Here is a 17,160-nt window from a genome sequence, read left to right on the forward strand (position 1 = left end):
GTCACAAGCGTTTGTGGGTTGGTGAAGAGGCCGTGTATTACCGCGACCTGATTCTGGCCTGGGGAGCGGAAACCGTGCGGGTTCCGGTCGAAGGCGACGCCAGCGACGCGATATTTCCCATCAATGACCTGGAAGATTACGCACGCTTCCGCGCGGCGGCGGCGGGCAAGCATCGCGTGGTGATACTGGGTGCTGGCCTGATTGGTTGTGAGTTTGCCAATGACCTGATCCTTGGCGGCTACGACGTCGATCTGGTAGCGCCATGTGAGCAAGTCATGCCGACCTTGCTTCATCCGGCCGCCGCTGCTGCTGTACAGGCGGGCCTGGAAGGTTTAGGGGCTCGCTTCCACCTCGGGCCGGTGCTGACGCGCCTGCTACGTACCGAGCAAGGGCTGGAAGCGCATCTTTCAGACGGTGAAGTGTTGCCGTGTGACGTTGTGGTCTCTGCCATTGGTTTACGTCCACGTGTGGATCTGGCGGCAGCCGCTGGTTTGCAGACTGACCGTGGAGTCACCGTTGATCGTCATTTGAAAACATCCCACGCCAATATCTATGCGCTGGGGGATTGCGCCCAGGTCGATGGCTTGAATCTGCTTTACGTTATGCCGCTGATGAGTTGCGCCCGGGCATTGGCGCAAACCCTCTCGGGAAATCCGACGCCGGTCAGTTACGGCCCGATGCCGATCACCGTAAAGACGCCGGTGTGTCCACTGGTAGTTTCGCCACCGCCACGGGGCATGGAAGGCGTCTGGACCGTTGCGGGGCAGGGCGCTGATATTAAAGCGCTGTGCCATGATTCCGGCGGTAAGTTGCTGGGTTATGCACTAACGGGCACTGCGGTATTGGAAAAACTGGCCCTCAATAAAGTGCTACCACCGTTGCTGGCATAAATAACCGTCGTTCTGTCGGATAAGCCCCGTTTTTATCGTGATAAACGTCGCGCACAGGCTGGCGCAGGTAACACCGGCATGCCATCCTCATTCCCGTCTGCCGCAACGTAGAGCCGTTGCGGCACTTTGGTCGCTGTTCGGGAAGAACGGCACGGACATAACAACAAAAAACCGTCAAAGAGGCTTTATATGCGTAAACCAGAACTCGCAGCTGCTATTGCGGAAAAAGCAGATCTAACCAAAGAGCAAGCGAACCGCGTCCTTAACGCCGTTCTTGAAGAAATCACTGGCGCATTGCACCGAAAAGACAGCGTCACGCTGGTAGGTTTCGGCACTTTTTTGCAGCGCCACCGTGGTGCGCGCACCGGCAAAAATCCACAGACCGGTGAGCCCGTTAAAATAAAGGCGAGTAACACGGTCGCCTTCAAACCTGGAAAATCGTTAAAAGACAGCGTTAATCCTTAATCTGCTAAACGCCTCAGCGGGAGGCGGGTAGTAGCAAATAATGGGCACACCGACACGGTCGGGTGCCCATTTTTTTGCGTACACTGCGGTGCTTACCGCTCCCATGTCAGCGGTTTCCAGATAAGGCTGCGCAATGAAATTTCGTTTTCTTCTGTGGATGCTTGGCTATTTAATGGCCAAAGCCAGCCGCAACAATCCAGCCTTCCAGAGTCAGTTGGCGGGAAAAGAGCTGACCTTTCAGCTACAGACGTTCGATGGCACGGTAGCCCGGCACTTCATCGTCAGCGGGCAGCGCCTGGTCAGCAAGCCCGGGGTGGTTGCTGAGCCAGCCTTTGCTATCTCTTTCAAAGACGCCGCGTTCGGCTTCGCCACCCTGCAGGCGAAGAACAAGCAGCTGGCGTTCATGCAAGGCATCCAGGACAAAGACATCCTGATCAAAGGCAACCCAGGATTGGCAATCTGGTTCCAGGGGTTGACTAAGTATTTGAAGCCGAAGAAAAAGGAAAAGACGGTTTAACGCACCTACAGCAGCCTTCGGCAGTTCCTATAGAGTGAACTGCGCCCCCGAAGTTGGACATAGATCCAACCTCTGGGGCGCAGTTCACATTCCGGCGGGAGCGAACCTGTTCGCCAAAGCAGCACCCCGTTGCTATGAATCAACTGGGTGTTCGCCTCGCCAACACGTTGGCCGCTACAGGTTGGGTTTGGCCGTTTACTGGTTGAATTGCGACGCCAGTTCGCGCAGCAGTACTTCGGCTTCGAGTACCTTCTTCACCGCTTCTTCGGCTTTTTCCCGTGTCAGACCAAGGCGTTCGAACAACTCGTCCGGAAGGCTTTCTTGCGGCCCGGAGCCGATGCCGTGTTTACGCAACAAGCGTACAGTCAGGCATACCAGGTTCGCGTATTCGCTGTGCTCACCCGCATACGATGGGTCGTGCTGGAAGCGCAGCGCGGTGGACAACTCTTCTGGCATGTCCCAGTAGCGCATCAGCCAGGCACCGATCTGTTCGCGGCTTATGCCCAGCAAATGCTGTTCGACATAGCTATGGCACAGGTGCGGGTTCACTTCCAGATGGCGGCAGATCAGCGAGAAATGCGGCGGAAAAACGTGAGCCAGCAACAGATAACCGAAGTTATGCAGTAGACCTGCCAGGTAGGTCAGGCCTGCTTCCGGGCGCTGGGCACGGGGCATAGCGCGGGTCAGGCCTTCGATCACTGCCGCTGTGTAGATCGATTGTTGCCAGTACGGGGTTGTGTGTTGCGGGTGGTCCTTGGGCAGGCTCAGGGTTTTACCCAGGGCCAGACCCAGCGCCAGGTTGATCACCAGATCGAAACCCAACACCCGGACAATGGCGTCTTCTACTGAACGGATTTTGCCGGGCGATGCGTAATAGGGCGATGCCGCCCAGCTGACCACTTGTGCGGCCAGAGCGGGATCGGTTTCGACCACGCCGGTAATGTCATCAATCGTCGCGTTCGGATCGACCCGCAATTTGATTATCTTTTGTGCAGTTTCCGCCAGTGGAGGAATCTCCAGCGTCGCCTCCAGCCGTTGCTGGATACGGCGTGCCGTAAACGCATGCATGGCCTGAATGATTTCTTCGCGGTCATCGTCCGGGCGGTCAAGGTTCGGACGGATGGAGCTCAACGGTTCACCGAACGTAGCCGCGCTCGCCTTGCTCACCATGCCTTTGAAGTCTTCGCTGGAGATTTCCAGCAACACGCCAGGCTCCCCGCAGTTGATCAGCAAAGTGGACTCTTGCAGCAGGCGTTCTTCGTACAGACATGGGGTGCCATTCAACGCAGGCAGGCCTGGCATCAAACTCCGGTTGTATCGACCGAGCAAGCGCTCAAGGCGTTCTTCAGGCACAGCGGTCAATTTGCGGCCAGTCAATTCGGCGAGGCGATTGAGGTCGAGCAAGTGGTTCTGCGGAACCAATACCAACAACGCACCAACCGCATCTTCAACCAATATCGCTTGAAGTTTTCTGGAAGCAGGAAGGCTATCGTCATCGGCGACATCGCGGTAACTGATGGCTAGTTTGCCCAACAGTAGTCGAATGACAGAGGGGGCTAGCGGGATTTCATCGACGAAAGCAACTTCTGTCATGGTCTGCATCCAAGTTCGTACAATCGAGGGAGTATAACCAGCTTGGTTATTTCTGCATTGTTATTGGCTGACACTCTTAAACTTGTCCATATTGCTGGCCGTGACGCAGCCAGCGGTCCAGCAAGGGGCTTACATGATTCGGCCAGCGTTCCAGCAGCGCCTGGGCTGCGTCACGGACAGCGGGCAGGAGATCCGCATCCCGCATCAAATCGGCAACTTTGAATTGCAGCAAGCCAGTCTGCCGGGTGCCAAGCATCTCGCCTGGGCCGCGCAGTTCTAAATCTTTTTCGGCAATGATGAAACCATCATTCGTCTCGCGCATGATGCCAAGGCGCTGGCGGCCTATCTGCGACAGTGGCGGATGATAAAGCAGTACGCAATGGCTTGCAGCCGTCCCCCGACCAACACGCCCGCGCAATTGGTGAAGTTGCGCCAGGCCCAGCCGCTCGGGGTTTTCAATGATCATGAGACTGGCGTTGGGTACATCAACCCCCACTTCGATCACCGTGGTCGCCACTAACAGTTGCAGCGCGCCTTGTTTGAACTCGGCCATTACCGCTGCTTTCTCGGCAGGCTTCATCCGTCCGTGAATCAGGCCTACGCGTAACTCGCCCAAGGCGCTGGTCAGCTCCTGGAAAGACGTTTCGGCGGCTTGGCAGGTCAATTCTTCGGACTCTTCGATCAGCGTGCAGACCCAATAGGCTTGGCGGCCCTCCGCGCATGCAGCGCGCACTCGTTCGACCACCTCGACACGGCGGCTGTCGATCACCAGCACCGTATTGACCGGGGTGCGGCCCGGTGGAAGCTCGTCGAGGATTGATGTGTCCAGGTCTGCGTAGGCGCTCATGGCCAAGGTGCGCGGAATCGGAGTGGCGGTCATGATCAGTTGATGCGGACACATTAGCCCGCCGACACCCTTCTTGCGCAGGGCAAGGCGTTGCTGCACGCCGAAGCGATGCTGTTCATCAATGACGACCAATGCCAGATTCTTGAACTGCACTTCATCCTGAAACAACGCGTGAGTGCCCACCACCATGGGTGTGCCGGTAGCAATTTGTTCTAGCGCCGAAACCCGGGCCTTGCCTTTGAGCTTACCCGCCAGCCATGCGACTTCAATGCCCAATGGCGCTAGCCAGCGTTTGAAATTGACGTAGTGCTGTTCGGCAAGGATTTCAGTGGGCGCCATCAGCGCCACCTGGTAACCCGCTTCAAGCGCCTGCAAGGCCGCTAACGCCGCGACAACGGTCTTGCCGGCACCGACATCGCCCTGGATCAAGCGCAGCATCGGCTCTGGCTGACTGAGGTCATAGGCGACTTCTTTACCGACCCGTTGTTGTGCCCCGGTCGGAGTGAAACCGAGGTTGGCGAGGAACAGTCCTGGAAGCTTTTTGGCGACGGGCAATACCGGTGCCCGTTGCGAGCGAAGGCTTTCACGCAAGCGCTGCTGGGACAGTTGGTGCGTCAGTAATTCTTCGAACGCCAAGCGGTGTTGCGCCCAATGGTGGCCAATGGCGAGTTCTTCGAGGTCGGCATCGGCTGGTGGGTGGTGCAGGTAACGAATGGCCTCGTCCAGCGGCGCCAATTTGTAATCCCTTGCCAGCTCTTCGGGAAGCCAGTCCGGCAGGCTTTTAGGGCCGAGCAATGCCAGGCTTTGCTGGCACAACTGGCGCAGCCGCTGCTGGGTCAGGCCTTCAGTGGTTGGGTAGATGGGTGTGAGCGTCTGTTCCACCGGGAGTTGATCATTGCCGGTCAGCGCTCGGTACTCCGGATGGTAGATTTCCAGCCCCGACGCCCCAGGCCGAGCCTCGCCGAAGCAGCGCAGGTGCGTTCCGCGTTTCATCCCGTCTTTTTGTGCGTTGCTGAAATGATAAAAACGCAAGCTGAGTACACCGGTTCCGTCGCCAAGCCGCACCAACAGACTTCGACGCTTGCCCATTACTACATCAGCCCCGCTGACAACGCCTTCGATCACTGCATCCTGTCCCGGACGCAACTCACCGATGGGTACGATGCGGGTCCGGTCTTGATAACGCAGGGGCAAGTGAAACAGGACGTCCTGGAGGTTTTCCAGGCCCACTTTGCTCAGCTTTTCAGCCATGGCCTCGCCGACGCCCTTTAGCGCTGTGACAGAGACTTTGGACAGCTCGCTCATGGTATGGCTTAGCTCGCTTCAACTTTCGGGCGAGCTACCGAGCACAGGCGTACGGAGTCAGCGAGGATCTCGATGGCTTTAGGCCGCGGAAAGCTGGCACGCCAGGCAATGGCGACGGTGCGGAACGGTACTGGAGGCGTCAACGGACGAACTTCGATGATGCCTGGGGCGTAGTGGTGGCTGTCGACCGCCGACATCGGCAGGATCGAAATCCCGAGGCCTGAGGCGACCATGTGGCGAATGGTTTCCAGCGAGCTGGATTCGACCGTCGTGTGCCTTGCGCCTTCGCTGCCTTTGACCAGCGTCGGGCACGCTTCGAGTACCTGATCGCGGAAGCAGTGGCCTTCGCCCAATAGCAGCAAGCTTTTGTCGTTCAGCGCCGCTGCATCAATGGTGTCTTTCTTGGTCCATGGATGGTTAGCGGGCATCAATACGTAGAACGGCTCGTCGTACAGCGGCAGGGTCAAGACGTCTGCTTCGTTGAACGGAAGCGCAATAATGATCGCATCCAGCTCACCGTTACGCAGCTTGTCGCGCAGTATGTGGGTGAAGTTTTCTTCGATGTACAACGGCATTTGCGGGGCGACCCGGTGCAGTTGTGGAATCAGGTGCGGGAACAGATAAGGGCCAACGGTGTAGATCGCTCCGACCTTGAGCGGTGCCGTCAGCTGATTTTTGCCCGCCTGGGCGAGTTCGCGAATGCCTTGAGCCTGTTCAAGCACCTTTTGCGCTTGAGCGACAATGCCTTCGCCGACTGGCGTCAAACGGACAGCACTCTTGCTGCGCTCGAAAATCAGCACGCCGAGTTCATCCTCAAGCTTTTTGACGCCAACCGACAAGGTCGGTTGGCTGACATGACAACGTTCAGCCGCATGGCCAAAGTGTTGTTCTTGGGCAAGGGTAACGATGTAGCGCAATTCGGTAAGGGTCATATCGTGCGTCCATGAAGTTGCGGTCCCAGCATAGCGGCTGGAATCGATAGACGCACGTTATCAACTGACCTCATGTCGTTCAAAAACGCGATTTACCCTCCTTCAGGGTGTAGTTGAAGGGCGCAGTGACTTCAATCGAACCGTTTCGCAAAATTTCATTTGGCGGTTTGGGCAGCGGTTGTGCCCGACGAATCATTTCCAGCGTAGCCCTGTCCAGGGAAGCGTTGCCAGAACTCTGTGCGATCGAGACTGAAACCACTTTGCCGTTGGGGTCCACTTCAAAGCTCAACTTCGTCGTTCCGGTGATGTTGCGACGACGAGCGTCTTCCGGGTAGCGCTGGAATTTACCCAAGTGCTGCTGCAGATCACTTTGCCAGGTGCGTTTGGCGTTGCTGTCCGAGGGCGGGCTCGGTGGCGTCGGTGGCAGGTTCGATTTGACCGGTTGGGAGGCGACCGGAGGCGTGTCGACCGGTTTGTCTTCAACAGGTTTCTCTTGTGGCGGCTCCGGCTTTTTCGGTGGATTTGGCGGTTGCGGTTTGACCTTGGGCTTGATGACCGGTTTTGGAACAACGATCTCCGCTTTCGGAACCTCGGCCAGTTTCGGCAGTTGCATCTCCTCAACCGGGGCCGGTGGTTGAGGCGGCTGCACGACCTTAGGCGGTGGCGGCGCTGGCGGCGCGGGCACTGGAGCCAGTTCGACGATCATGGCCGCCGGCGGCAATTCAATTGCCTGTGGCGACGACCAGCGCAACGCGACAATGATCGCGACGGCGTGAACGACGAGCACCAACAACAGACTGCCGCTGTAGCGCGTCAGTTTTTGGCGCAGAGTCATCATTTCTTACCAACCGTCTCAAGGCCCACAAGGCCGACTTTCAAGTAACCCGCGCCTCGCAGCGCGTTCATGACGTCCATCAAATCGCCATAATCCACGCTCTTGTCAGCCTGGAAGAAAATCGTCGTGTCTTTTTTCCCCAGGGTCTTGGCGTCCAGCACCTGCCCAAGCTGTTCGCGGCTGACTTTGTCTTCACCCAAGTAAAGACTTTGATCGGCTTTGACGCTGAGGAACAAAGGCTTTTCCGGTCGAGGCGCAGGCTTGGAAGTTGAGGCAGGCAGATCGACCTTGATGTCCACCGTCGCCAGAGGCGCTGCGACCATGAAAATAATCAGCAGCACCAACATGACGTCGATGAAAGGTGTGACGTTGATTTCGTGGTTCTCGACAAGATCGTCGCCGCCACTTTCGTTCAGATGCAGGCCCATTGCTTACCCCACTCTCACCACGTGCGCCGGCTGGCTACGTTCCGCCGGCAGGTGGTCGAGATCACGGCTAACCAGTAGCAGCACGTGTGCCGAGGCGTCGGAAACCTGAGCTTTGTAACCGGCGATGGAGCGCGCGAATACGTTGTAGATCACCACCGCAGGAATTGCCGCGACCAGCCCCAGGGCGGTAGCGAGCAGCGCTTCGGCAATACCGGGAGCAACGACTGCAAGGTTGGTGGTTTGGGTCCTGGCGATGCCGATGAAGCTATTCATGATGCCCCACACGGTGCCGAACAGCCCCACGAACGGCGCAGTAGAACCAATGGTAGCCAACACGCCGGTGCCGTTGCTCATGTTGCGGCCGCAGGCGGCTACAAGGCGTTCAAGACGGAAACTGACCCGCTCTTTGATGCCTTCACGCTCGCGGCTGTTGTTCGAAAGGCGCATTTCTTCGAGGGCGTCGTGTACCAGCAAATGCGCCAGCGTGCCTTCGTTGCTGGCGCCGTCGCTGGCCTCTTTGAGGGTGCGGGCTTTTTTCAGTGTGGCGATTTCACTGCGCAGACGACGTTTGGCCCCGAGCAGTTCAAATCCTTTTGCAATCCAGATTGTCCAAGTGATAACCGAAGCAATTGCCAAACCGATCAGGACCAGTTTTACGATAATGTCAGCATGCTGGTACATGCCCCATGGCGATAAATCGTTCGCCATGCCGAGGCTGTTGTCCGCAACGGCCGACGCTGCATCGAGGGGTTCAACCGACAGCCCGGCCGGTTGAGCTGATGCCGGTGTTGCTGGTTCTACAGCAGCGGTTGCCGGAACAGTTGTATGGGCAGCGGAAGTTGCTGGAGTCGCGGGTTCATCAGCAAAAGCGCTTGGAGCGATTAGCAAGCTAAGCATCAGGACAGCAATACCACGCCATGCGCGTGGCAGGCTGGCAAGCTTGGTTGGCGAAGCGGGGGGTTGAATACGTGTCATGCTGGCCGGACCTGAAAGAAATAAGAGGGTTGCGTTCTGCATCTGGGTGAGTCAAAAGACCGCGAGAGCAGAACAAATGGGCAGGCATTATTGCAAATAATTCTTGTTAACAAAAGTAACCAGTTATCTTTTTTCCTATCAATTGCATCCAGTTTGTTAATTTGGTGACCCTTTCAAGCCCTCTTCAGTGGGTTTGCCGCACGTTTATTGTGGAGTTCCAAGATGCCTGCTGCTTCTGTTTTGATTGCTGGTTGCGGAGACGTTGGCAGTCGTCTTGCCTGCCAATTGCTCGCCGATGATTGGACCGTTCATGGCCTGCGCCGATCCGTTTCGCGGCTGCCGGCCGGGGTTATTGGGGTTGAGGGCGATCTGTTCGACCCACGCTGCCCAAAAGATTGGCCAACATCGCCCATCGACTATCTGGTCTATAGCGCAGCTGCTACGGACCACGATGAAGCCGGCTATCGGGCGGCCTATATAGACGGTTTGAGTCATGTCTTGAGTTGGCTCAAGCAGCACGGGCAACAACCTAAACGGTTGCTGTTTGTGTCCAGCAGCAGTGTTTATGGACAGCAGCAGGGAGAACGGGTCGACGAGCTGTCGCCAACCCAGGCATTGGGTTATTCCGGACGGCTGATGCTTGAGGCTGAGCAGTTGGCGCTGAAAAGCGGTATTCCCGCCAGCGTGGTGCGGCTGACCGGCATTTACGGGCCAGGCCGCGAATGGCTGTTGACCCAGGTGCGTCAAGGCTATCGCGTGGCAACCGAGCCACCTTTGTATGGCAACCGCATTCACGTCGATGACGCAGCAGGATTGTTGGCGTACTTGCTACGAGCGGACGCTCGTGGCGCGCTGTTGGACGATTGCTACATTGGTGTCGACGATGCGCCCGCCCCCTTGGCTGAGGTCGTAACGTGGCTGCGGGAATATCTGGGTGTCACCGAGTGGTCCGCCGACGCCAGCGTACGTCGTGCCGGGAGCAAACAGTGCAGCAACGCCAGAGCCCGTGCATTGGGCTGGGTGCCGCGTTATGCGAGTTATCGAGAGGGGTATGCGGCGATTCTGGAAAGCAGAATCAAACCCCTGTAGGCGCCAACGTGTTGGCGAGGCTTTATATGTGACTCGCGGCCAAGGCCTCTCGCCAACAAGTTGGCCGCTACAGGGGTAATCCGGATGTTAATTCCGCTGAAGCAACCATTGGCGTGCGCCGGGGTGCAAGTCTGGCATTTCGTCAGACTGAGCCTGATTAACCGCTTGCAATATTTCCAGCTGATCGCCTTTGCGGTAGAAAATCCAAGCGTTGCCTTGCTTGTTTTTCTCAAGCCAAAGGCTGTCGTTTTCACCGCTCATGGCCGCGCAATCGCCCGCTAGACACAGCGCGTAGCGGTCATTTCCAGGCAAGCCGTCGATGCTGCCATCGGGATGGAATTCCACGATGCTGCCCGCGCCTACGCCGTCAACGATTTTCCATTTGCCGCCCATGTAGGCGCCATACAGGGCTTTTTCAAAACTGCTGCCCGGTGGTGCATCGGTGGGTGCAGGGTCTTTCGGCTGTTGGAAGCGTTGTTCCGGCCCCGATTCGCTGGCTGCTTGAATCAGGTCGTCGCCTTTGATGGTCAGGTCTTCAAAGAAGTTACCGTAGAAATCAATGTGGAATTTGCCGTCGGCAGCGCTGGTGATCTTGCCTTCGCTCTGCTCAAAGCCGTTGGAAAACGAGGCTTGGCCAGTCCTCGAATCAACACGCCATTCCAGGTTCGGACCATTGGCAAGCAGCGCTTGGCGCAGATTGCCGCCTTTCACCGCGGCATCGATAGCGACCTGATTGATCCAGATACCGTCCGGGTTGCGGTCAGAGTGGCTGGCACAACCGCTCAACAGTGCGGCGAGCAGCGAGAGAGCAAGCGCAAAGCGCATAGCGGTCCTTCCTTTGCGGGGGGAGAGGGCGAAACGCTCAGCGCTTCGCCCAAGGGATTATTCGATGACGAGAATAGCGTCCATTTCAACCTGCGAGCCTTTTGGCAGCGCGGCAACACCAATCGCGGCGCGGGCCGGATACGGTTGGTCGAAATAGGTGCCCATGATCTCGTTGACCTTGGCGAAGTGGCTCAGGTCGACCAGGAAGATATTCAGTTTGACGATGTCTTTGAACGAGCCGCCGGCTGCTTCAGCCACGGCCTTGAGGTTTTCGAAGACCTGGACCACCTGAGCTTCGAAGCCTTCAACCAACTCCATGGTTTTCGGGTCCAGTGGAATTTGCCCGGACATGTAGACGGTGTTGCCAGCTTTGATCGCCTGAGAATACGTGCCGATGGCTGCAGGTGCTTTATCACTGGTGATGACGGTCTTGGTCATGAATAACTCCTGAGAAATAGTAGGCTACGCGCGCATGCGGGTGATGCGGATGACCCCGGTCAAGGCGCGCAGTTTTCTGATCACGCGGGCCAGGTGCACACGGTCGTGCACGCTGACCACCAGTTGGACCACGCTAATGCGACCATCGCGTTCGTCCATGCTGATTTTTTCGATATTACCGTCGGCGGCGTTCACGCTGCTGGCAAGCAATGCGATCAGACCGCGCTGATGCTCCAGCTCGACGCGTAATTCAACGTTGAATTCGCCAGTGACGTCCTTGGCCCAAGACAGTTGAATGCATTTTTCCGGGTTATGCCGAAGTTCGCTGATATTGCGGCAGTTATCCAGGTGCACCACCATGCCTTTGCCCGCAGACAAATGACCGACAATCGGGTCGCCAGGGATAGGCGTGCAGCACTTGGCGTAACTCAGGACCAGACCTTCGGTACCGCGAATAGCCAGCGGACCTTCGGAACTCGGCAATTGCTCGGCGTCGCTGGTCAGCAAGCGCCGCGCAACCACATAAGCCATGCGGTTACCCAAGCCGATGTCTTCGAGCAGGTCTTCGATGACCTCCACTCGGTATTCGGCGAGGATCAGTTGCACGCGGTCTTCGGGAATTTTCTCCAGGGTACTGTCGAAACCGTTGAGCACTTTGTTCAGCAGGCGTTCACCCAGGCTGATGGACTCAGAGCGACGCTGCAGCTTCAGGGCGTGACGAATATGGGTGCGGGCTTTGCCGGTGACAACGAAATTGAGCCAGGCCGGGTTTGGGCGGGCGCCGGGAGCGCTGACGATTTCGACCGTCGAGCCACTTTGCAACGGCTCGGAGAGCGGTGCCAGGCGACGATTGATCCGACACGCAATGCAGCTATTGCCGACATCGGTGTGCACTGCGTAAGCAAAATCCACCGCCGTTGAGCCCTTGGGCAGCTCCATGATCCGGCCTTTAGGCGTGAAAACGTAGACCTCGTCCGGGAACAGGTCGATCTTCACGCTTTCAATGAACTCCAGCGAGTTGCCAGCACGCTGCTGCATTTCCAGCACGCCTTTAACCCACTGACGTGCGCGGGCATGGGTGCCTTTTGGCTGCTCGTCGCCGTTGGATTTATACAGCCAATGCGCCGCAATCCCGTTATTCGCCATCTCTTCCATTTCCCGGGTGCGGATCTGGATTTCAATGGGAACGCCATGCATGCCGAAGAGCGTGGTGTGCAGCGACTGATAGCCGTTTGCCTTGGGGATTGCGATGTAATCCTTGAAGCGACCGGGCAATGGTTTGTACAAATTATGCACAGCACCCAGCACGCGGTAGCAGGTGTCAACCTTGTCGACGATTATGCGGAACGCGTAAACGTCCATGATTTCGTTGAATGCCCGACGTTTGCCGCGCATTTTCTTGTAGATGCCGTACAGATGTTTCTGTCGGCCACTGACCTCGCCTTCGATACCGTCCACGGCCAGACAATGGCTCAGGGATTCCTCGATCTTGTTGACCAGCTCTTTGCGATTGCCCCGAGCGCGTTTTACCGCCTGGCCGATGCGCGACGAACGCATGGGGTACATGGCTTTGAAACCGAGGTCTTCGAATTCGATACGAATACTGTGCATGCCCAGGCGATTAGCAATGGGCGCATAGATTTCCAGGGTTTCTTTGGCGATTCGCCGGCGCTTTTCCCCGGACAGGACTTCCAGGGTGCGCATGTTGTGCAGCCGGTCAGCCAGCTTGACCAAAATCACCCGGATGTCGCGGGCCATGGCCATGGCCATTTTCTGGAAGTTTTCGGCTTGAGCTTCGGCTTTGGTTTCGAAGTTCATCTGAGTCAGCTTGCTGACTCCGTCGACCAGTTCGGCCACGGTTTCACCGAACTGCGCACATAGCGCCTCTTTGGCAATACCGGTGTCTTCGATCACGTCATGCAGCATGGCCGCCATCAGGCTTTGATGGTCCATGTGCATGTCGGCAAGAATATTCGCGACCGCTAACGGGTGCGTAACGTAGGCTTCGCCACTGCGGCGGCGTTGGCCGTCGTGGGCTTGTTCGGCGTAGAAGTACGCTCGGCGGACCAGGTTGACCTGGTCTTTACCGAGGTAGGTCGACAGACGATCGGCGAGGGCATCTATGCTCGGCAAGTTAATACTCCTTGCTGAGGGCTTTTACCCTTCGCCGTACTACGTCGACCAGGCATAGGCTTAGACGGCCTCGTTGGACTCGTCCTCGAAGGCCGCGAACAACGGCTCATCTTCAACGATCTCGGCTTCAGCGATAACAGCGTAACTCATCAGGCCAGCAGCGATTTCACGCAGCGCCATAACAGTAGGCTTGTCGTTTTCCCAAGCCAGCTTGGGTTCTTTACCACCGGTGGCCAGTTGACGGGCACGCTTGGTAGAGAGCATGACCAGTTCAAAGCGATTTACGACGTGGTCTAGGCAGTCTTCAACGGTCACGCGGGCCATGGGTATTCCTCGTAGCAAATGCAGTATGCGCGATGCCCGGATGGGCGAGCGGACTCGACAGTTTAAAAAAACAGCAGCGTTTAGGGAAGGGGAAATTTATCAGCGGCAAGTTTTAAGCTGCAAGCTGCAAGTAAAAGCGCCTGAAACACGATTAACCTGGGCTTGCAGCCTGCTGCTTCGAACCTAAGCCAACAGCTCCGCGAGCAAATTGTTGAAGCGCTGCTGTTGCGGTTTTTGACGGAGCTGGTTCGCGCGAAAGATCGCTTTAAGGTCTTCAAGGGCGGCGGCGAAGTCGTCGTTGATCACAATGAAATCGTACTCAACGTAATGACTCATCTCACTGACGGCTTCACGCATCCGCCCTTCAATAATCTCGTCGCTGTCCTGGCCGCGGTTGGTCAGGCGCTGGCGCAAGGCCTGCTGAGTAGGCGGCAGAATAAAAATCGAGCGCGCGTCGGGCATTAGTCTGCGCACCTGTTCGGCGCCTTGCCAGTCGATTTCAAGAATCAGATCGTGGCCTTCATCGAGGGTTTGCTGCAGGCGGCTCTGCGATGTGCCATACAGATTGCCGAAGACTTCAGCCTGCTCAAGAAAGTCGCCGTGCTCGATCATGCGGAGGAATTCGGCGCGGTCGACGAAGTGGTAGTTCACGTCGTTAATTTCGCCGGGACGCATGGCGCGCGTGGTGTGCGAGACCGAAACGCGTATCTGCGGCTGAGCGTCAATCAGCGCTTTTACCAGGCTGGTCTTGCCTGCGCCGGAGGGCGCGGAGACGATATAAAGGATGCCGGTGCTGTGGGTCATGTCGGGTGCCTTACTCAATATTCTGCACTTGTTCACGCATCTGCTCGATCAACACCTTGAGGTTGACCGCCGCTTGTGTACTGCGCGGGTCGAAGGCTTTGGAGCCTAATGTATTGGCTTCGCGATTGAGTTCCTGCATCAGGAAATCCAGGCGCCGGCCTGCCTGTCCACCGGCCTTCAAGACGCGACGTACTTCGGAAACATGGGTGGCCAGACGATCCAGTTCTTCGGCGACATCGCTCTTCTGCGCCAGCAGCACCATTTCCTGCTCAAGGCGTTGGGGATCGAGCTCGGCCTTCATGTCGGCGAAGCGATCCAATACTTTTTGCCGCTGTGTGGCAAGCATCTGCGGAACTAGAACACGCAGGGTCGCAACCTCTTCGGTGATGGACGCCAACCGTTCGTCGAGAAGTTTCGCCAGGTCGGCGCCTTCACGTCCGCGACCGGCTTTTAGCTCGGTCAGGGCTTCATTAAACAGCTTCAGTGCATCGTTATTCAGCGCCTGGGGGTCGCTGGCATCGGCCACCAGGACGCCAGGCCAGGCCAAGACTTCGAGCGGGTTAAGTGGCGCCGGTTGTTGAATAAGGCTGGCAACTATTTCAGCGGCGGCGACCAACTGTGCGGCACGCTCGCGATCTACTTGCAGCGGCTTGCCTGCGGTCTCTTCGGTGAAGCGCAAGGTGCATTCGACCTTGCCTCGCGACAAGCCCTGACGCAGAGCTTCGCGGACGGCGCTCTCCAGATCGCGAAACGATTCGGGTAAGCGCAGATGTGGCTCAAGATAACGATGATTGACCGAGCGCAATTCCCAGCTCAGGGTGCCCTGGATCCCGGCCCGTTCAACTCGGGCAAAGGCCGTCATGCTGTGCACCATGGGAAATACCTCTTGGTTGTGACGAAAGAAGACTGTCGCGGGCGATGAACTGGCCGGTAAATGTCATTAATAACCGACAGACTTCAAAGGCGCGGGATTGTAGCGCAGTGCAGGGGATGCGCCCAAATTGGCGATGTGACAATGTGCTGCCGAGCGCTGATTCTCGCCTCTAAACGGTGAGAATCGGACCGGTAGTGTATTAGAGGTGCCCACGCCGGGCTGTGATCACTATAATGCTCGGCAGTTTTCCGTCTCAGTACAGGTATTCCAAATGAAACGTCCAAGTGGCCGCGATGCCGATCAGCTCCGCTCGATCCGTATCACCCGCAACTACACTAAGCACGCCGAGGGCTCTGTACTGGTCGAGTTCGGTGACACCAAAGTGATCTGCACGGTCAGCGTCGAAAACGGTGTGCCGCGTTTCCTTAAAGGTCAGGGCCAAGGTTGGTTGACGGCTGAGTACGGCATGCTGCCCCGCGCCACTGGCGAGCGTAATCAGCGTGAAGCCAGCCGAGGCAAGCAAGGCGGGCGTACGCTGGAAATTCAACGCTTGATTGGTCGTTCCCTGCGCGCTGCGCTGGACATGTCCAAGCTTGGCGATGTCACGCTGTATGTCGATTGCGATGTCATTCAGGCTGACGGCGGCACCCGCACTGCGTCCATTACTGGCGCCATGGTTGCATTGGTCGATGCGTTGAAAGTCATCAAAAAACGTGGCGGCCTCAAAGGCGGCGACCCGCTCAAGCAGATGATCGCAGCAGTGTCGGTGGGTATGTACCAGGGCGAGCCGGTACTTGACCTTGATTACCTGGAAGACTCCGCAGCTGAGACTGATCTTAACGTCGTCATGACCAGCACCGGCGGTTTCATCGAAGTCCAGGGTACTGCTGAAGGCGCACCGTTTCAGCCTGAAGAGCTGAACGCAATGCTCGCATTGGCCAACAAAGGCATGACCGAGCTGTTCGAATTGCAGCGCGCGGCGCTGGCTGACTGACGCACAACTGTAGGAGCCAACTGGTTGGCGACGGGTTTTACCTGACACGCCGACGCCGCCTCGCCAACAAGTTGGCTCCTACAGAAGATTTTGACCACAAAAAAGCCGACGCGAGGTCGGCTTTTTTTGTGGGCGGCGGAACGTTAGATGGTCAACGTCCAGTCGTAATCCACAATCAACGGAGCATGCTGCGAGAAGCGTGGCTGACGAGGCAAGCGCGCACTGCGTACAAAGCGGCGCAGGCCTGGGGTCAGCAATTGGTAATCGAAACGCCAACCGAGGTTGAGCATTTCAGCCTGTTCGTTATCCGGCCACCAGCTGTACTGGTCGCCTTCACGACTGACTTCACGCAACGCATCGACATAACCCATGGTGCCGACAATCTCGTCCATCCAGGCGCGCTCTGGCGCCAGGAAGCCTGGAGATTGCTGGCTGTCGCGCCAGTTCTTGATATCAAGTTTCTGTTGCGCAACGTACAACGAGCCGCAGTAAATGTACTCACGGCGTTTGCGCCGTTGTTTATCCAGATACCGGGCGAAATCGTCCATGAGCTTGAATTTTTGATTCAAGTCTTCGTCGCCATTCATCCCCGAAGGAAGCAGCAAGGTAGCAATACTGACTTTGTCGAAATCTGCTTGCAGGTAACGCCCGTAACGGTCGGCTGTTTCGAAGCCGAGACCGCTGATTACCGCTTTCGGCTGCAACCGCGAGTAAAGCGCCACCCCACCTTGGGCAGGAACTTCAGCTTCGCAGGCATAAAGGAAATAGCCATCCAGTTGGAAGGCTGGGTCGTCCAGTTCAAAGGCGGAGGCGCGGGTGTCCTGTAGGCAGATGACGTCGGCATTCTGAGCTTGCAGCCAACTGAGCAAACCACGCTCGACTGCGGCCTGAA

At 57.2% G+C, this 17,160-nt stretch carries 18 protein-coding genes; 5 read left to right on the forward strand and 13 right to left on the reverse strand.

Annotated features, from left to right (window positions below; translation table 11 throughout):
* The 3 genes from JWR17_RS06705 to JWR17_RS06715 all read left to right on the forward strand — a co-directional run.
* The coding region (locus JWR17_RS06705) for an FAD-dependent oxidoreductase (RefSeq protein WP_299829562.1) at positions 1-890 on the forward strand (890 nt) is incomplete at its 5' end.
* 189 nt (positions 891-1,079) lie between these two features.
* The gene (locus JWR17_RS06710; RefSeq protein ID WP_003213368.1) at positions 1,080-1,355 is read left to right on the forward strand and encodes an HU family DNA-binding protein; all 276 of its coding nucleotides are present in this window, start codon (positions 1,080-1,082) and stop codon (positions 1,353-1,355) included.
* A 133-nt stretch (positions 1,356-1,488) separates the two neighbouring features.
* Positions 1,489-1,872, forward strand: coding sequence for a helicase (locus JWR17_RS06715; protein WP_299829565.1), 384 nt, complete (start codon positions 1,489-1,491; stop codon positions 1,870-1,872).
* A 195-nt stretch (positions 1,873-2,067) separates the two neighbouring features.
* On the opposite strand, the gene JWR17_RS06720 is transcribed toward JWR17_RS06715, so the two are convergent.
* From JWR17_RS06720 to exbB, 6 genes are all read right to left on the reverse strand, one after another.
* Positions 2,068-3,465 carry an aminoacyl-tRNA deacylase and HDOD domain-containing protein gene (locus tag JWR17_RS06720; protein WP_299829567.1) on the reverse strand — a complete coding sequence of 466 codons (1,398 nt, stop codon included), beginning with the start codon at positions 3,463-3,465 and terminating at the stop codon, positions 2,068-2,070.
* A gap of 76 nt (positions 3,466-3,541) precedes the next feature.
* Complete coding sequence (gene recG / locus JWR17_RS06725; RefSeq protein ID WP_299829569.1) at positions 3,542-5,617, reverse strand: ATP-dependent DNA helicase RecG; 2,076 nt, start codon at positions 5,615-5,617, stop codon at positions 3,542-3,544.
* Positions 5,618-5,625: 8 nt separating this feature from the next.
* Positions 5,626-6,549, reverse strand: coding sequence for a hydrogen peroxide-inducible genes activator (locus JWR17_RS06730; protein ID WP_299829571.1), 924 nt, complete (start codon positions 6,547-6,549; stop codon positions 5,626-5,628).
* Positions 6,550-6,628: 79 nt separating this feature from the next.
* Positions 6,629-7,387, reverse strand: a complete 759-nt coding sequence (locus tag JWR17_RS06735; protein WP_299829573.1) for an energy transducer TonB — start codon at positions 7,385-7,387, stop codon at positions 6,629-6,631.
* Positions 7,384-7,812, reverse strand: coding sequence for a TonB system transport protein ExbD (gene exbD / locus JWR17_RS06740; RefSeq protein WP_299829575.1), 429 nt, complete (start codon positions 7,810-7,812; stop codon positions 7,384-7,386). Before exbD ends, JWR17_RS06735 begins: the two co-directional genes overlap by 4 nt.
* Positions 7,813-7,815: 3 nt before the next feature.
* The gene (gene exbB, locus JWR17_RS06745) at positions 7,816-8,787 is read right to left on the reverse strand and encodes a tonB-system energizer ExbB (protein WP_299829578.1); all 972 of its coding nucleotides are present in this window, start codon (positions 8,785-8,787) and stop codon (positions 7,816-7,818) included.
* 222 nt (positions 8,788-9,009) lie between these two features.
* On the opposite strand from exbB, the gene JWR17_RS06750 reads away from it, so the two are divergent.
* Positions 9,010-9,876, forward strand: coding sequence for an NAD-dependent epimerase/dehydratase family protein (locus JWR17_RS06750; RefSeq protein WP_299829580.1), 867 nt, complete (start codon positions 9,010-9,012; stop codon positions 9,874-9,876).
* 87 nt (positions 9,877-9,963) lie between these two features.
* Here the strand turns inward: JWR17_RS06750 and JWR17_RS06755 are convergent, their stop codons facing one another.
* The 6 genes from JWR17_RS06755 to JWR17_RS06780 all read right to left on the reverse strand — a co-directional run bounded on the left by JWR17_RS06755 (position 9,964) and on the right by JWR17_RS06780 (position 15,274).
* Complete coding sequence (locus JWR17_RS06755; protein WP_299829582.1) at positions 9,964-10,701, reverse strand: hypothetical protein; 738 nt, start codon at positions 10,699-10,701, stop codon at positions 9,964-9,966.
* Between the two features lie 57 nt (positions 10,702-10,758).
* Positions 10,759-11,139 carry a RidA family protein gene (locus tag JWR17_RS06760; RefSeq protein ID WP_299829584.1) on the reverse strand — a complete coding sequence of 127 codons (381 nt, stop codon included), beginning with the start codon at positions 11,137-11,139 and terminating at the stop codon, positions 10,759-10,761.
* A gap of 24 nt (positions 11,140-11,163) precedes the next feature.
* Entirely contained in the window at positions 11,164-13,272 is a 2,109-nt protein-coding gene (gene spoT, locus JWR17_RS06765; protein WP_299829586.1) for a bifunctional GTP diphosphokinase/guanosine-3',5'-bis pyrophosphate 3'-pyrophosphohydrolase, read from the reverse strand.
* A gap of 60 nt (positions 13,273-13,332) precedes the next feature.
* Positions 13,333-13,596 carry a DNA-directed RNA polymerase subunit omega gene (gene rpoZ / locus JWR17_RS06770; RefSeq protein ID WP_297841085.1) on the reverse strand — a complete coding sequence of 88 codons (264 nt, stop codon included), beginning with the start codon at positions 13,594-13,596 and terminating at the stop codon, positions 13,333-13,335.
* Positions 13,597-13,779: 183 nt separating this feature from the next.
* Complete coding sequence (gmk, locus tag JWR17_RS06775) at positions 13,780-14,400, reverse strand: guanylate kinase (RefSeq protein WP_299829587.1); 621 nt, start codon at positions 14,398-14,400, stop codon at positions 13,780-13,782.
* A gap of 10 nt (positions 14,401-14,410) precedes the next feature.
* Positions 14,411-15,274 carry a YicC/YloC family endoribonuclease gene (locus JWR17_RS06780; RefSeq protein WP_299829589.1) on the reverse strand — a complete coding sequence of 288 codons (864 nt, stop codon included), beginning with the start codon at positions 15,272-15,274 and terminating at the stop codon, positions 14,411-14,413.
* Positions 15,275-15,545: 271 nt separating this feature from the next.
* Between JWR17_RS06780 and rph the strand changes: the two genes are divergently transcribed.
* Positions 15,546-16,268 carry a ribonuclease PH gene (gene rph, locus JWR17_RS06785; protein WP_299829590.1) on the forward strand — a complete coding sequence of 241 codons (723 nt, stop codon included), beginning with the start codon at positions 15,546-15,548 and terminating at the stop codon, positions 16,266-16,268.
* Positions 16,269-16,411: 143 nt separating this feature from the next.
* Here the strand turns inward: rph and JWR17_RS06790 are convergent.
* On the reverse strand, positions 16,412-17,160 hold a 749-nt coding region (locus JWR17_RS06790; RefSeq protein WP_299829592.1), incomplete at its 5' end, for an exodeoxyribonuclease III.

Source organism: Pseudomonas sp. (assembly GCF_028293835.1).
Lineage (GTDB): Bacteria > Pseudomonadota > Gammaproteobacteria > Pseudomonadales > Pseudomonadaceae > Aquipseudomonas.

Coding starts and splice junctions, on each gene's coding strand:
- JWR17_RS06710 (WP_003213368.1), top strand. CDS start 1,080: ATGCGTAAACCAGAACTCGCAGCTGCTATTGCGGAAAAAGCAGATCTA.
- JWR17_RS06715 (WP_299829565.1), top strand. CDS start 1,489: ATGAAATTTCGTTTTCTTCTGTGGATGCTTGGCTATTTAATGGCCAAA.
- JWR17_RS06720 (WP_299829567.1), bottom strand. CDS start 3,465: ATGACAGAAGTTGCTTTCGTCGATGAAATCCCGCTAGCCCCCTCTGTC.
- recG (WP_299829569.1), bottom strand. CDS start 5,617: ATGAGCGAGCTGTCCAAAGTCTCTGTCACAGCGCTAAAGGGCGTCGGC.
- JWR17_RS06730 (WP_299829571.1), bottom strand. CDS start 6,549: ATGACCCTTACCGAATTGCGCTACATCGTTACCCTTGCCCAAGAACAA.
- JWR17_RS06735 (WP_299829573.1), bottom strand. CDS start 7,387: ATGATGACTCTGCGCCAAAAACTGACGCGCTACAGCGGCAGTCTGTTG.
- exbD (WP_299829575.1), bottom strand. CDS start 7,812: ATGGGCCTGCATCTGAACGAAAGTGGCGGCGACGATCTTGTCGAGAAC.
- exbB (WP_299829578.1), bottom strand. CDS start 8,787: ATGACACGTATTCAACCCCCCGCTTCGCCAACCAAGCTTGCCAGCCTG.
- JWR17_RS06750 (WP_299829580.1), top strand. CDS start 9,010: ATGCCTGCTGCTTCTGTTTTGATTGCTGGTTGCGGAGACGTTGGCAGT.
- JWR17_RS06755 (WP_299829582.1), bottom strand. CDS start 10,701: ATGCGCTTTGCGCTTGCTCTCTCGCTGCTCGCCGCACTGTTGAGCGGT.
- JWR17_RS06760 (WP_299829584.1), bottom strand. CDS start 11,139: ATGACCAAGACCGTCATCACCAGTGATAAAGCACCTGCAGCCATCGGC.
- rpoZ (WP_297841085.1), bottom strand. CDS start 13,596: ATGGCCCGCGTGACCGTTGAAGACTGCCTAGACCACGTCGTAAATCGC.
- gmk (WP_299829587.1), bottom strand. CDS start 14,400: ATGACCCACAGCACCGGCATCCTTTATATCGTCTCCGCGCCCTCCGGC.
- JWR17_RS06780 (WP_299829589.1), bottom strand. CDS start 15,274: ATGGTGCACAGCATGACGGCCTTTGCCCGAGTTGAACGGGCCGGGATC.
- rph (WP_299829590.1), top strand. CDS start 15,546: ATGAAACGTCCAAGTGGCCGCGATGCCGATCAGCTCCGCTCGATCCGT.